The 13,639-nt window shown below is 46.7% G+C and carries 16 protein-coding genes; 4 read left to right on the forward strand and 12 right to left on the reverse strand.

From position 1 onward, the window contains the following. Positions 1 to 22 precede the first annotated feature (22 nt). Positions 23 to 1,456, reverse strand: a complete 1,434-nt coding sequence (locus tag ABC395_RS13580) for a sulfatase family protein (protein WP_413003802.1) — start codon at positions 1,454 to 1,456, stop codon at positions 23 to 25. Positions 1,457 to 1,785: 329 nt separating this feature from the next. Next, a complete protein-coding gene (locus tag ABC395_RS13585; protein WP_413003804.1) occupies positions 1,786 to 2,649 on the reverse strand; it encodes a hypothetical protein in 864 nt (287 codons plus the stop codon). Positions 2,650 to 2,890: 241 nt separating this feature from the next. Here ABC395_RS13585 and ABC395_RS13590 point away from each other — a divergent pair, with 241 nt between their 5' ends. Next, complete coding sequence (locus tag ABC395_RS13590; RefSeq protein ID WP_413003806.1) at positions 2,891 to 3,442, forward strand: chorismate pyruvate-lyase family protein; 552 nt, start codon at positions 2,891 to 2,893, stop codon at positions 3,440 to 3,442. A 224-nt stretch (positions 3,443 to 3,666) separates the two neighbouring features. Here ABC395_RS13590 and ABC395_RS13595 read toward each other — a convergent pair whose 3' ends face one another. After that, positions 3,667 to 4,314: a TetR/AcrR family transcriptional regulator gene (locus ABC395_RS13595; RefSeq protein WP_413003808.1), complete on the reverse strand. Its 648-nt coding sequence runs from the start codon at positions 4,312 to 4,314 to the stop codon at positions 3,667 to 3,669. 166 nt (positions 4,315 to 4,480) lie between these two features. On the opposite strand from ABC395_RS13595, the gene ABC395_RS13600 reads away from it, so the two are divergent. Next, on the forward strand, positions 4,481 to 5,974 hold the full coding sequence (locus tag ABC395_RS13600) for a DHA2 family efflux MFS transporter permease subunit (RefSeq protein WP_413003809.1): 1,494 nt from the start codon (positions 4,481 to 4,483) through the stop codon (positions 5,972 to 5,974). A gap of 178 nt (positions 5,975 to 6,152) precedes the next feature. Here ABC395_RS13600 and ABC395_RS13605 read toward each other — a convergent pair whose 3' ends face one another. The 4 genes from ABC395_RS13605 to ABC395_RS13620 all read right to left on the reverse strand — a co-directional run bounded on the left by ABC395_RS13605 (position 6,153) and on the right by ABC395_RS13620 (position 9,131). After that, entirely contained in the window at positions 6,153 to 6,926 is a 774-nt protein-coding gene (locus ABC395_RS13605; RefSeq protein WP_413003810.1) for a MerR family transcriptional regulator, read from the reverse strand. Beyond that, a complete protein-coding gene (locus ABC395_RS13610) occupies positions 6,901 to 7,830 on the reverse strand; it encodes a DUF2268 domain-containing putative Zn-dependent protease (RefSeq protein WP_413003812.1) in 930 nt (309 codons plus the stop codon). Before ABC395_RS13610 ends, ABC395_RS13605 begins: the two co-directional genes overlap by 26 nt. A 234-nt stretch (positions 7,831 to 8,064) precedes the next feature. Next, positions 8,065 to 8,541: a GNAT family N-acetyltransferase gene (locus ABC395_RS13615; RefSeq protein ID WP_413003814.1), complete on the reverse strand. Its 477-nt coding sequence runs from the start codon at positions 8,539 to 8,541 to the stop codon at positions 8,065 to 8,067. Positions 8,542 to 8,603: 62 nt separating this feature from the next. Further along, complete coding sequence (locus tag ABC395_RS13620; RefSeq protein WP_413003816.1) at positions 8,604 to 9,131, reverse strand: GNAT family N-acetyltransferase; 528 nt, start codon at positions 9,129 to 9,131, stop codon at positions 8,604 to 8,606. 79 nt (positions 9,132 to 9,210) lie between these two features. Here ABC395_RS13620 and ABC395_RS13625 point away from each other — a divergent pair, with 79 nt between their 5' ends. Further along, positions 9,211 to 9,366 carry a hypothetical protein gene (locus ABC395_RS13625; RefSeq protein WP_413003818.1) on the forward strand — a complete coding sequence of 52 codons (156 nt, stop codon included), beginning with the start codon at positions 9,211 to 9,213 and terminating at the stop codon, positions 9,364 to 9,366. Positions 9,367 to 9,442: 76 nt separating this feature from the next. On the opposite strand, the gene ABC395_RS13630 is transcribed toward ABC395_RS13625, so the two are convergent. From ABC395_RS13630 to ABC395_RS13640, 3 genes are all read right to left on the reverse strand, one after another. Continuing rightward, entirely contained in the window at positions 9,443 to 9,664 is a 222-nt protein-coding gene (locus ABC395_RS13630; protein ID WP_413003820.1) for a helix-turn-helix domain-containing protein, read from the reverse strand. A 10-nt stretch (positions 9,665 to 9,674) separates the two neighbouring features. Next, positions 9,675 to 10,157, reverse strand: coding sequence for a DUF2975 domain-containing protein (locus tag ABC395_RS13635; RefSeq protein WP_413003822.1), 483 nt, complete (start codon positions 10,155 to 10,157; stop codon positions 9,675 to 9,677). 226 nt (positions 10,158 to 10,383) lie between these two features. After that, positions 10,384 to 10,812, reverse strand: coding sequence for a MarR family winged helix-turn-helix transcriptional regulator (locus tag ABC395_RS13640; RefSeq protein WP_413003823.1), 429 nt, complete (start codon positions 10,810 to 10,812; stop codon positions 10,384 to 10,386). Positions 10,813 to 10,971: 159 nt separating this feature from the next. On the opposite strand from ABC395_RS13640, the gene ABC395_RS13645 reads away from it, so the two are divergent. Continuing rightward, positions 10,972 to 12,276: an amidohydrolase family protein gene (locus ABC395_RS13645; protein WP_413003825.1), complete on the forward strand. Its 1,305-nt coding sequence runs from the start codon at positions 10,972 to 10,974 to the stop codon at positions 12,274 to 12,276. 50 nt (positions 12,277 to 12,326) lie between these two features. On the opposite strand, the gene ABC395_RS13650 is transcribed toward ABC395_RS13645, so the two are convergent. Further along, positions 12,327 to 12,980 (reverse strand): M48 family metallopeptidase, encoded by a 654-nt coding sequence (locus tag ABC395_RS13650; RefSeq protein WP_413006744.1) that lies wholly within the window; start codon positions 12,978 to 12,980, stop codon positions 12,327 to 12,329. Positions 12,981 to 13,222: 242 nt separating this feature from the next. Then, a complete protein-coding gene (locus ABC395_RS13655; protein WP_413003827.1) occupies positions 13,223 to 13,498 on the reverse strand; it encodes an LCI fold-containing protein in 276 nt (91 codons plus the stop codon). Positions 13,499 to 13,639: the final 141 nt, after the last annotated feature.

Genomic DNA, 13,639 nt, shown 5'->3' on the forward strand with positions numbered 1-13,639 from the left:
GCAGCGTCTCTCCTGTTTTCCGTTAGCGGCCGGCGTACAATCTTTCGAATGCCTCGGCCGACTTGTGATCGCCATATCCGCGCAATGTGCTTATCCATCCGTCCAGTGTGACGTATTTCCAAGGCCCGGTTTCAATCACTTTTTGCAGCGGATCGGCGATATGCCCGTGTTTGCTTGCCTGGCTCCGTTTCCATTCTTGAAGTCGGCGGTCCATTTCCTGAACAATTTCGGGATACTGTCCGGCCACATTGTTTGTTTGATAGGGATCATTTTCCATGTTATACAGGCTGACCGGTTCGAAGTTATACAACCCGGAATGATACGTTCGGATAAAATACCAGACAGAGTCGCGTACCGCCCGCTGGCATGTGTAAAGGGCATGGTCCATGATCAGGTAGTCGCGCCCCTGCCAGGATTCGCCCTGCAGCGCACCTAAAAATGATTCCCCGTCCCAGCCGGAAGGAACCTTAAGCCCTGCCAGTTCTGTGACCGTCGCTATGACGTCGACATTATAAACAAAGCCGTCCACGACCGTTCCGGGTTTGGTTATGCCCGGTGCTTTTATAATCAAGGGAAGGTGGTGCACGGATTCCGTCGCACTTGCATGTTCGGCATAAATGCCATGCTCGCCCATCGACTCCCCGTGATCGGCGCTCACGATAAAACAAACGTCATCTTCAATGCCCAGCTGCCGCAGCGTCTCGACAATCTCGCCCACATGATGATCCATGTAGCTGATGCCGCCGTCATAACCGTTCAGCAAATGAACGAAGTCTTCCCTATTCGCGATTTTTCCGGGCATCGTGCCGGGAAACGCAGCGTCCGTATGCAAGTAAATGGCAGAATGGGGAAACCTGTCCGCCTGGTGTCCGGCTATTCGCTCCTCCGATGGGAACGCTTTTGCCGTGCTTGCATCCCACTGGGCGGCATAGGACTCAGGGTACGTGTACAGCGTATGCGGGTCCCAATACTGGACATGAAGAAAATAGTTTTCCTCCTTCCCGTGGCGCTTCAACCAAGGAATGACCGCCGCATTCACTTCCTCCGCATCTTCGTTGCCTTCCTTCAGCGTGTGGGTATGCACTTCATTCCAGCCCGCAAAGTACCACCAGGCATGATGGCGGTCCCCGAACGAGGAGAAAGTAACGGTTTTGTAGCCGGCCTCCCGCAGTTTACGCGTAAAAAAGGCATACGGCTCGCTGTGCCTCTCACCTTCCGGGTAGTAAAACTCATATCCGGGTCCCCAATGTGTAAGCGCACCGTGGTTGATACCGAAGCGCCCGCTCATAAAACTTGCCCTCGACGGCACACAGGGGGACGAGGCGCAGTAGCAGTGATTGAACCGTGCGCCTTGTGCGGCGATCGCGTCGATATTCGGCGTCGTATTGCGATTGTACCCGTAACATCCCATATGATCGGGCCGCAGCGAATCGATATCCAGATAAATAATACGCACAGCTTCACCTCAATTTAATAAAGTTTATTAATTGCATTGGAAAACTAGGTTAAAATCATTGTCCATGATATAGCAAAACCAAATGTTTTACAATAAAGTTATTTTCTTGGTTGTTGCTTTCTTGTAAAGGCAGGTGATCCCCTTCTCTGTTTGGGAAACAAATGGACCTCCTTACCGGTTTTTATGGGTTATAACTGATTTCTAATCTGCTGCTGTAAAGCCCGCGTTTTGTGCGGAGCTGTAACCATACGGGGTTTTGTTTGTACCCTCGATAAACAACAAAAAAACCCGCGTTAATATCGCGGATTTTTCGGATCACTACTTTCATTTTATAAATAATCACCAAACAGCTCCGATACGATATCCTCATTAAGCTTTAACGAACCCTGCCAGCCCGCCCAGGGCATTTCCATATCCGAGCGTCCTTTCGTGTTCTTCAAACGGCCCTCGCAAGATGCGATATCTCCAAAATCCGTCCAGGAATCCGGGCTCAATGTTAAAAAGGAATTCGGAATTGCCCCCACTCTGGCCAAGGAATCCAATATACCCCGCTTGGTATACTTGTCGCCGCTTAAAATTTTGGAGGCTATCAGTCGTTTTTCAAATTGGCCAGGTGTTTCATCCTCGGGGGCGGTCCGAAGCAAATCCAATAATGTAGAAAAGGTTTGAATATCTTGCTCTGTCGGTTGTACAATCGGCGCGTCCAAAAGATGTTTGAGATTGAGGTAGGCATAATGGGGCTGGGAAGAATAGGCATTTCCGATATAGAGACAATATTGAAAGTAAGCGTCATTTTCAAACCGCGGCTTGTCCATTCCTTGACAAACCCAGCAGCATACGAATTGGGGGCGCTCCTCGTAAGTATGCATAGTTAGCGTATTTAATTTGTGCCAGGCGGATAAAACGGAACGCCCTCGGGGATAACTTCCGCCAACCCCGGCGATGAAACTTTCTAGACATCTTTGCTTGGTAAGAGCAGAATTCGCTTTCAAGGAAAGCAGCTTTTGCAAACTATCCTGATGATCGGCAAAATGTACAATTTCATTGGCTCTCCATCCGTGTTGCTTCAACAATTCACGCTCTTTATCAAGGAGTGTATGTTCCCAATAAACGGAAACCGAACGTTCGTGGTCATATTCGTGATTGCCGTAGCGATACAGTTTTTTGAGTACACGCATGATCTGAGGGGTCATAAAATTCATCCTTTCGCTGTGCTTACTTACTAGAGAGTGTTTTGTTTCTTCAAACTCTTGTTCTTTCAGATTACAATAGCACGGGCTGGTATTTTTTCCAAGGTGAAAAGCATGCCGGTTCCTGGGGCTAATGTAAAGACAAACACTTATTCCTAATATTACTAAATTTACACTAATAAATTGAAAAATTAACCATTTTATATATAATCAAGAGTAAGAAACAGAGATTAAGGGAGGTATTATGACCATTTACACGGACAATGAACAGGATAAGCGCCTCATATCCGATCTTCTGCTGCAAACGGACGGGACGACAACACGAACGATTGAGATTATCGTCCGTAATCAAGTCAATATTCATGTGTATGAACATGAACGGGCAGCGCCGGAATCCGTTCCGGAAGACATCCGGCAAGCTTTTCCGGACGACGGACAGTTTATCAGACGGCTGTCGAGCCTGACATTGCCCGGTCATGTGTTATCTTACAATATCGTGTATGCGAACCTGCAGACACTCCCGGCAGATTTAGCCAGGCAGCTTGATAACCGGCAGTTTCCGCTCGGCAAACTGCTGGCCGAATATCCGACACGGAGGGAAATCACGGAAACAGGAATCGAACACAGAAGCAGCATGAAGGCGTTTGCCCCCTATTCTCTGACCACTTCCGAATTCCTGATGAAAAAATATAAAATTATGGGGGGCGATTCGTGCTGGTTCTATCTGATCGAATATTTTGACCGGGATGCGATTGTCCGCTCGGCTTCACGCATTTCATCCGCCAGCGGACAATAAAGCTCAGCTTTATATCCTGCCGGCCCATTTCCCATGGCTCCAAGCGTGGATACACAAATCACCGATTTACCCTCCGAAATCCTTCGGTAAAATGCAGCCGGTCTTCTTGGCCATCCTCCGCCGGATGGCCTTTTGTTTACAGTTTGAATCTGCTGTCTGCCGTCACCCCCCCGCGCAGCCCTTTCTTTCTATCTCTTCTCTTTCAGAGCCGAACCTGGCTTATTTTATTTTCTCAGCCCTTGAATGTAGACATGTTTTATCCCGGCCACAATATCCTCTTTGCTGTACCCGAGTGTTTTCTGCTGATAAAGAAAGAGATCCGGGCTCAATGCGGCCACTAAGGTTTGTGTAGTCAAAGTAACATGCAAAGGAGCGATTTCCCCTTCCTCTACCGCTTGGGCATACAACTGAGCAATCAATTCTTGCAAGTAAAGAAAAACAGGATGGTTAAATTGTAACAATTGAAGCTCACTGCTGCGGTTGTATTCATTTTTAATGATGACCAGCATGGCCGCCTGATCGTCTAAATAGTCCGCGATTTTATCGATCACTTCACTCAATAAGGCCAGCGAAGTTATCTGAGGTCCCCTGGTCAAGCGAAAGGAATCCAGCTCCCTCAAAAAATCTTGTGTATTGCTGCTCAAAATCGCCATACAGATTTCACCTTTGTTGGAATAGCGGCGATAAAGAGTAGCTTGGCCGACATTGGCAGCTTTGGCAATTTGGTGCATACTGACATTCTCTACGCCATGCTCTTTAAACAGGCGGTTGGAAGCGGTCATAATCCTATTTTGATAGTCGGAATCCCTCTTATCTGTTTTGCGAACCTTGGTTTCGTTCACTTCGTCTGTCCCGTTAAGCGGCTCGGTCATTGCGTAAGCCTCCTTGGCTTTGATGCCTATTTTTCATAAAACAATCTATTTGACAAAGCGGACAACTGTCCGTAATATAGTTTCTGCGGACAGTTGTCCGCTTTGATTATATCAAACAGCCTAAATTGCGGTCAATGAGCTTGAAAAATGCCGGGAGGAAATTAGAATGGAAAATAACGCATCAGAAGATTTTAAGCTTAGAAGTATACTGGTTCCATTATTGGCCATTATAGCAGGGGTATTCATGGTTGTTCTTAACAGTACCTCGATGAACGTGGCGCTATCTACATTGCTGACTGATTTACATACGGATTTTCCGACCATCCAGTGGACGGTTACGGGCTATATGCTTGCCCAGGCATCCGTCATTCCATTAGCCGGCTGGTTATCGGACCGTTTCGGAGCAAAGACGGTTTTTCTGAGCTCCATTGCGCTCTTCACCGCAGCTTCGGTACTATGCGCTCTTCCTGACAACGCGGGCTGGCTGATCGCATTCCGGATTATCCAGGGTCTTGGCGGAGGCTGCGTTATCCCTGTCGCCATGGCTTATGTGTATCGTCTCAGCCCGCAGAGCAAGGTCGGAACGGTCATGGCCATGATGGGGATTCCCATTCTGTTTGCTCCGGCCATCGGTCCCGTCCTCTCCGGCTGGCTCGTGGAATTCTATTCGTGGAGATGGCTGTTCATTATCAATATCCCGGTGGGAATCTTGTCGATCCTCCTTGGTTTAAAAACACTTCCCAAAGTAGAGCGTCAGGCGGTAACGGGAATTGATATCCCGGGAATGCTGCTCGCCCCTATCGCTTTCGCCGGCTTGTCTTATGGCGTCATCGAAGGGGCCAGCAGTTGGACCTCGGTTAACACTGTCGCCGGTCTGGTAATAGGAGGAATCGCTCTCCTTGCTTTTGTCGCCAGAGAGCTGACCACTTCGACACCGCTTCTGGATCTTCAGGTCTTCCGCTCCGTAGACTTTTCGATCGGAATTTTAGTGCAATGGATCGGACAATTTGCATTATTCGGAGCGATTTTCCTTCTTCCGCAGTTTCTCCAGCAAGCCAGAGGCTTCGGCGCTTTTGATACGGGGATGATTTTGCTCCCGCAGGCGATTGCTTCGATGCTGATCATGCCCGTTGCGGGTTACTTGTTCGACCGGATCGGTGTGCGCTGGCTGGTCGTCATAGGGCTGGGACTGGTCTCCGGAGCTACTTACCAATACTCTCAGGTGGATGTGACAACCGTCGGCAAAGACCTGATCGTCCCGTTAATTATGGCCGGAGCAGGTATGGGCATGATGACCATGCCGATGAATACCCATCTGTTCAATAAAGCTCCCCGCCACTTGGTCAGCCGGGTAACGTCGTTGACCAATTCCATGCAGCAGGTTGTCAACTCCCTGTCTGTAGCGGCGCTGGTAACGATCCTCTCGGCTCGTGTAACATCCAGAACGGCTGAGCTGAAAGCTGCGGCGGCAGCCCAGACGACAGCTCCGACTCCCGAAATGCTTCAGCAGGCGGCGGCCGAGTTAGCGGCCAACTCCTTCGCCGATACGTTCGGTGTCATGGTGGTTGTGGCGATCATAGGGGCGGTTCTGGGCCTACTGCTGCGCCGGGGCAAAACTTCTCAAGACCCTCAGGCGGACGTATCGGTGGTTGAAGGCTAAAAATGTAACCCGTTCGTATAAGCCGGTATTGGCCTGGCCGCACGGCTTGCGGATCTGCCGCAACGTTTACCCACTGTAAGGTAAGGAAAACGCGCATCAAAAAGCCCGATTTCTCAGCGTTCATGGAGAAACCGGGCTTTTTTCTTTGTACGGAATAGCGCGTATAAAGCAACAATCCTCATTCATCGGCGGGTGCCCGACGGATATGATACATAATCGCGTTATACAAAAAATCGGTGAAGTCCTCCGTACTGAATTGATTGATATAATGATTGAACCGCTCGTCAAATTTATACGTAGTTGCGATACAGGTTAACATTTCAGAGTCACAACCAACGGATTGTTCGAGATATCCTTTCCACTCCGCGATTAATTGCTGCACTTCATCGGAAGATGGAGATTGATTGGTACAGGCCGCAAGTCTTCTGAATACGCTCTCCATGTTTTGTTCAAACTCGGAGAACAGATCGGCTTTTTCGGCAGGAGAAAGCTTGTTCAGTCTTCCCTCATACTCTTTATAGGATTCTTTTTCTCCATAGATAAGTTTCGCTTCTTGAGCATACTGCTCTTGCAAGGGAAGAACGGAGGAATGATTAAAAATAGTAAGGTTGTAGAGATCCTTTCCCGCTACATACTCATCCAGTGCGGTAAGGATAGTTCCTAATCGCTCTTTTTTTGCCAATAAGGTGTGGGTATGCTTTTTTAACACTTGTCGCTGTTCTTCTTTCGTCAGCTTTAAGATATCCGCGATTTCATTCAATGAAAAATCCATTTCTTTTAAAAATAAGATCAACTGAAGTTTTGCTAAACCTTCTCTATCGTAAAACCGATATCCGCTATCCGTCAGATGAGCGGGCTTTAATAGATTTATTTTATCGTAATATTGTAAGGTTCTTTTTGATACGCCTGTAATTTGAACCATATCTTTAATCGCCAATAATGGTGTCTTCATCCCAAAATTCCTTTACTTCGTCTAGTATTGACCGGGCCGGGGTAACGGTCGCTTCAAAAATAGTTTTGCCCGTTTTTTCTAAATAATAGTGAATTAAATAGTAGCCGCAGGCATATCCGGCGCAATAAGGCATTTGGACGGGTACGGCGTTTTGAAGTTTTGCTAATTCGTCCCCATAAAGATACGGGGCCATATTTTGAAAGCCCGTTAGTTGTAATTTATGCTTGAGCACCGGTTTAATCCGCTTATTAAGGTTTTCACGCTTTGTTTTCGATACCCAGGGACCGAGCAGTTCCTTCCCGAACATAGCTGTTGCAAAGTTCTCCGCCAACCCTTCACTAACAATTAATTCACCTAAAGTAACGGCGGAATGGTCCCACTCAATAAATTGATAGCGGACGTTATGGTTGCATTCATGAGCCAAAGCAGCCTTTATACGCGGCAGTGTGTAGTCATTAGGCAGGAGTGTACAAAAAATATAACCCGGAATCCCCCCGTCCCCTGTGTATCCTTCGTTTAATAGTAAAGAGGGACTGTTCGGATTGCCTAACAGAATAGTAAATAAATAATCGGATACTCGAAGGTTTACACCGTTCTGCGGAAATAAGTTCAAGCTTCTCTCAACGGCTTCTTCACATTCCTGCCAAAAAGAATCGGACGAAATCAATGCGATTTCTTTTGAAATCTCAGTGGTAATCTGAAGGGGTGCCATGCCCATTAGGTTATTTAGTGCAATCACATCAAAACCACCGGGCTCCTCCGCTTTAAAGGGAATTTGTTGGATTTCCCATTTTTTCATAAAAGGGGCCATCATTTCCTGTCTGAATAACTCGACTTTCTCCTGGGGCGGGGCTTGCAACACTTTTCGATATACTTGATCGGAGCGCAAAGATTTAATATTCATGTTCTCACCTCTTTTGTAAGTTAGTTTGAAGTATGAGCTATGACGTAACGTTACAGTCAAGGTCATCTAAACATTTAAGTTATTCCCGCCACTGTTCTTCGAATGATTTAACTCCGATTGCAATGTTCACCCTGTTATTCGTACAAAAGCCGACCCTTCATCCCCTCTTATTGGACACGACCTTGAGTTGGCAAAGGGATGACTAAGGGCACATCATTCAAAGAGGGTACGCCGTCAAAGTTGCAGAACGGTAATTGGCTCGTTATTGCAGATTTCACCGTTGTCACGAAAGCCAAAGCTTTCATAAAGCTTTTTGGCAGCAAGGTTATCAGTTCCATATGGAATCCAGCAATAACGTGCCGGTCCTGCCGGAAAGGTGCGGATAAATTCCAAGATTTTATTCATGGCTTCCCGGCCGTACCCCCGGTTCTGGTAATGCTTGTCAATCATTAATCGTAAAATACAATAGCTATCGTCTGCAATTGAAGGGAGATCGTAACCGGTAATGCCATAAGTCAGCATAACAAAACCGACGGGTTGCTCATCTGCATAAATAGCAAATGGAAACGGACGTCCCCCATTGGTTGCAAGCACATAACAAGAGGCCATACTTGATAGATTGGAAGCTACGAAGCGGCGTTGTTCCTCTGAAACTTCTAAGTTAAATATGGAACGTCGGTTTTCCAGCGTAATTTTTCTGAGAGTAATCATATAGTTTCTCCCTTCATAGTTCACGGTTTGTTCGTCTTACTCATTCATCCGGTTGGCTGTCCTTACAGTCGTTTGACCATATGAATATCGCAGGGCTCTTTCTCAAAGAGCTCCTCATCGACTTCCGGCGTAATGGCCGACCCGCAGCTCCTGTAAAAATTCACAGCGGATTCTGTTTCCGTAGAGGAAATGTACAGATACTTCGCGCCTTTATCGATTGCGGCTTTACTTAGCTCATCCATAATCCGGCGGCCTATTCCTTGTCTCCGGTAATTCCGGGAAACGTACATCAGGTCTATCTGAAGCCGGTCCTTCTCTCTGCCTCTAAACTTGTTAGCCAAGACTCCGAACCCGACCAAGGTAGCCCCGTCATACGCTCCAAATGCTGTACCGCCGTTTTGAAGTTCACGCTCATAGCGTGAAATGATAGAAGAATAATCTTCTTCTTCCCAGTTAGAGCATTCATGATCCGTTTTAGTTTCCTCCAGAACTTCATTCTTATAGGTGTAGATCCGCTCTATGGTTTCGGAACGGTCTATGTCGCGTATTTTAAATGAATCTTCAAGTTTCATCCGAACGATTGAAATCATATGATTTCCCTCCTATTTCACCGCTGCCGTTTATTTCATAGTAGTGAATAACGAGTCTCCAAGCAACCGGAGAGGCGATTTGGAAACAGATCGTAAAGCAGATCCTGACTTGCTGCGTATTAGCATTATCAGGGCCGATGAGCGGGATATTGAAGAAGGTATTCGTATTATCGCAGAAGAATTGGAGCGTGCGCCGATTACAAGCAGCTCCCCTAAGCCGTTCTTCCGGTTATGAGCAGAGCAGGAACAAGATATCGCTGCACAAAAAAACCTGTCGTTTCGACAGGTTTTATCGTTGTTCCGTTGTTCCTCTAGTCCTGAGTGTTATCGTCCGCTTTATATTCTAAAATATCTCCAGGCTGACAATCGAGAGCTTTGCAAATCGCTTCTAAAGTCGATAACCGAACCGCTTTTGCCTTCCCGTTCTTCAATATGGACAGGTTCGCCATCGTGATTCCAACCCTCTCCGAAAGTTCCGTTACGCTCATTTTTCTTTTGGCCAGCATCACGTCAATATTGATTATTATCGCCATGTTATTCACCTCAGACCGTCAAATCATTTTCAGATTTTATATCGATAGCCTCTTTTAAAAGCTTCTGGAGAACCGCCGCAAAAACGGCGACTACCATGGAAGCAAAAATCATGACCAAACCGATCACTATGATGCCGGGAGCGTCGTCCACCTCAGCCATGAGATAAAAGAGCGGCATTCCCGCCACAAACAAGCCGCTGAACGTAACCGCACAATATTTTATATTCTTTAGTGCCCGCACAGATAATTCCGAGAATGCTTTGTTCTTGTCAATATAGCTTAGAAGTTTAAAAGCTTGATACAAAGCTAAGTAAAAAGGGATCACGGCCGCATACAAATCAAGTAAGACGAGATATTTTATATAACTATGATCCGGATACAACTCTGCCGCAAATTTCCCGATCTCCGGCACCAAAAATATACACATCGCCAGAACCGGGATTCCGATAAGAATAAGAGCCGCTTTTAAAAATAGTGTCGTTCCTCGTTCCATAACGCACCTCGCTTAGTTATTTTCTTATTGAATTTAACACATAATTTATCGTTTATCAATATATTTTGATCGCCTTAGGATATGTTTCGATTGTTTTGTTCATTCCATTTTATTTTAAGCAAAAATAAAAAGCATCTCTCTTGGCAGAGAAATGCTTTGTTTACTTGACACGTTTCAATTCAGGACCCGTCCGTTTAAACCCCCGTTTGCATCCATCACAGCGCCATTAAAAGCGGTCGTTAATTTTGATCAGCAATTCCTTCAAAGTCCGCTTCTCTTCTTCGCTAAGGGTTTGAACGATCTCGTCCTCCACTTTCTGGAAAGAGTCATTAAAGGCTTCAATCAACTCAACGGCTTTTGGCAGGGCATATATATTTTTTTGCCGTTCATTATTGGCAGGGATTTTTCGTTCGATGTATCCTTTCTTCTCAAGACCTTGAAGCATGCTCGTAATGCTCGCCCCGCGCAGATGAAATCGATCGGCCAGGTCTTTTTGGATTAAATTGTTATCCTGGTTCCGGTAAATATAGTCGATTATTTTTCCTTGCTGCGCGCTTAACCCCAATTCTTTTATGCTTTCATCCGCTTTTTTCTTTAACTTAAGGCCAATAACCTGAAATAATTCCAGATAAGGCGTATCGTTGTGAGATTTCATGCTTGTACCTCCCCGAAATGTTAGAAGGCTAACTTTTAACAGTTAAACTATACGAAAATTATTTCTTGTTGTCAAACAGAGACTTAACTTATTGACTGTTAGAATTCTAACTGTTAAAATCCGAATTGTCATATCAACAACACAAGGAGGAATACCAGCATGAAAAACGCTCAAAACTCTACGCCGGAAAAACTTACGGTGATTACGAACGCACGTATTTTTGATGGGGAAAAACTTATCGAGGCGAGCCATGTGGTCATTAAAGGGGAAACTATTAGTGCGGTTGGCGGAGATCTTCCGGCACATGCCACCATCTTTGATGCAAAAAAAGCGACATTGATGCCGGGCCTGATTGATGCGCATGTACACACTTCCGTCGGCGGATTGCGGGATGCTTTGAAATTCGGCGTGACGACAGAACTCGAAATGAACGGTGATTTTACGGAAAGAGGACGTGCGATTCAATTGAAGAATGTGACGGACGCTGCCGATGTCCGTTCTGCCGGCACAGCGATTACCGCTCCAGGCGGTCATCCCGATGAACTGCTGCCCGACGGGGATGAAATCCCTGAATTCGTCTTAAAAGAACTGGAAAAGTTATCGAAAGAAGACCGGGAAGCTATGCTGGCCGCTTACGCTCACGATCACGAAAAAATCCCCCAAGTGACGACTGTGGAAGAAGCGGTCAAACATGTGCATACCCAAGTGGAAAACGGGGCCGACTATATCAAAATCATGATCGAAGAAGGAACGGTTATGGGGGCGCCCGGCCTGCCCGTTTTAAGCGACGAGATTTTGAAAACGGCCGTGGAAGAAGCCCATAAGCTCGACAAAATCGTCATTGCCCACGTTTTGACCGCTCATTCTTCGCAGACCGCCATCGATATTGGAGTGGACGGACTGGGCCACTTGTTCATCGACAGACCCGGAAACACAGCCGAATTAGTGAAATCCATAGCGCAATCGGGCGCGTTTGTGACACCGTGCCTGGTATTGAACTCCTCCATTCTCGGGAATTCGGCATCGGAATTGGCAAACGACCCGCGTGTCTCTTCCAAATTAAGTCCCGAATGGATCGATATTTTGAACTCCAGCTTCCATACGTTTCCACAAGGCAGCATGGAGAATAGCTATAAAAACGTGATGGATCTTCACCATGCGGGAGTGGATATTCTGGTAGGAACGGATGTCTCCCCTGTTCCCGTTGCGAATCTTGGCGGCCTCGCGCACGGCGCCAGCGTCCATCATGAGATGCAGCTGCTGGTTGCGGCGGGGTTCACTCCTATAGAAGCGCTTCAGTCCGCTACCTCAAAACCGGCCCGCCGCTTTGGCCTTAACGATCGAGGCCGAATTACCGAGGGCGCGCGTGCTGACCTTATACTGGTAAACGGAGATCCGACAACCGATATTTCGGATACCTTGTCGATCGAAGCCGTGTGGCTCAAAGGTGCGCAGCAGCTATAGGCCAACCAACAACGACAGGCACTCTGCTGAAGAGTGCCTGTAACTTTGCATCACAAGGTCATGGCGTGCCCATATCTCGCGAGGAACGCTTCCTTCGCTTTGTAATCCTTCATCACACTTCCGACGCGCCGCCAGAAAGACCTGTCGTGGTTCATATGCAAGAGATGACATAGTTCATGTATAACCACGTAATCAATAACATCCAGGGGCGCCATTGCCAAACGATAATTGAAGGTAAGATGCTTAGCCGAGCTGCAGCTGCCCCACTTCGTTCGGGATTCCTCGATAATGAAAGATTTGGGCGTCACTTTCAGCTGTTTCTGATAGATTTTGATGCGCTCCCCGATTACCTGCTTGCAGCTTGCGAAGTAAAACTTCTTCAGATCATCTTGAAGCTCTTGTTCCGTGCGCCCGTTTGTCTCGATTAACTCATGAAGCGGATAATACCGGCCAAGATGGAGAAACTTTCCTTCCTCTTCATATTCCCGAAGCTTCTGTGGTTGGCGAGCGGACTCAATCGCCTGCAATTGCTTTAAAATGTTACTCTCATGCTGCTTTACGGCGTTCGCCACCACATCATCGGCCGTATGGTTCGGGGCCTTCACTGTAATCAGACCTGAACTGTGCACCTGTATGGAGAGTTTTTTGCGCGGACCGTATTCCACATGAATGTCTACTTGCCGTTGCCCGAGTTCAATTTTCATCATCAACATCATTTCTGTCCGTTTTTTTGGAGGGGAAAAGTTAAAAAGGGTAACCCCGCCCCGTAAACTACCTTTACGGCTATCATTATAACACCGGCCCGCAATTTTACCACCTGGCACAACTTCAAAAATTCAGAAACAGCCCGGTCATCATTGACCGGGCTGTCTGGCGCAAATTATTTCATTTCCGTTTGTCCTTGGGGGCCTCGTGCGTTACGAGGCGATCCCACGATTAATCCTAATTACCCGCAAACATGTGCCTGATAATGGGCCGTATACACAACGTACCCGCCGTCATTTGAAACATGCTCGGAAGTAATTCCCTTGATATACCATGTAGTTCCGTTCTCGGTGAAATGATCCGAAAAAATTCCTGTCCGATTTTTAAGATATCTGTTCTGAATCGTATCATTACAAGAAGCAGAAGCTGAAGTGTCTACGGAAGCAAAAGCCGGTGCTGCCGAGAACAACAGAGATAACGAAAGAGCCGAGTTGATTAAAATTTTCTTCATCATCATTTAACATCCTTTCGCAAACGGATTATTTTTGTTGATTTTTGCAGCAATGCCCGCCCCTAATTGGCGGCTAAACTAAAAGCAGACCGGATATACAACGTATCTGTCGAACGAGTAAGTTAAAATTTTTTTAGCCTCCTCCTT

Source organism: Paenibacillus canaveralius (genome assembly GCF_047238265.1).
Lineage (GTDB): Bacteria > Bacillota > Bacilli > Paenibacillales > NBRC-103111 > Paenibacillus_F.